Annotated in this window: 2 protein-coding genes; one reads left to right on the top strand and one right to left on the bottom strand. The window is 71.1% G+C overall.

What is annotated here, in order from left to right; genetic code table 11:
- Window positions 1-233: hypothetical protein (locus AC1DWF_RS38500; protein WP_476843655.1), on the top strand; the 233-nt coding region annotated here is incomplete at its 5' end.
- A gap of 54 nt (window positions 234-287) precedes the next feature.
- Here the strand turns inward: AC1DWF_RS38500 and AC1DWF_RS38495 are convergent.
- Window positions 288-522, bottom strand: a 235-nt coding sequence (locus AC1DWF_RS38495) for a hypothetical protein (protein WP_476843654.1), incomplete at its 5' end; no start/stop codon positions are given.

Below are 522 nucleotides of genomic sequence, written 5' to 3'. Positions count from 1 at the left end.
AAGCCAGCCGTCCCGGCGGCGAAATCACCCGGGTCCGGGCCGGTAGGGTCACCGTCACCGCGGTCGATGCCGCAACCGGCTCGGTCAGCTTCGTCGGCCCGAGCAACCGGCCGCGCACTGTCGTCGCGAAGAACCCCGAGGTGCAGGCCTTCGTGCGTACGCTGCGGGTCGGCGAGCAGGTGGATCTCGTCTACGAGGAAGCCCTCGCGATCTCGGTCACGCCGATGCGCTGAGGCGACGGCAGCCTCTCGCCCGACGCCGATGCGATGCGATCGGGGGGCTGAGGCTCAGGGCTCGAAATCCAGGCTGAGCGGCCCCATCCCGGGCCCCACCCACTGCTCGGCGAAACCCACCAGGCCCGTCTCGGCGCTGGCCCAGAAGCGGTTGGTGACCGGGGAAAATCCCGGCACGCGGCAGCGCTCCTCAACCAGGATCATGCCCTCCTCCGTGCGGTCGGCCCGCAGGCGGCAGTCGAAGGCGACGCCGAAGCGCATGGTCTCGGGGTTGCGCGAGGCGCCAGAG

It is taken from the genome of Aminobacter sp. P4_D5, assembly GCF_056401815.1.
Note: the sequence above shows the minus strand (reverse complement) of the source record. Positions and strands in the feature narration are given on the sequence as shown.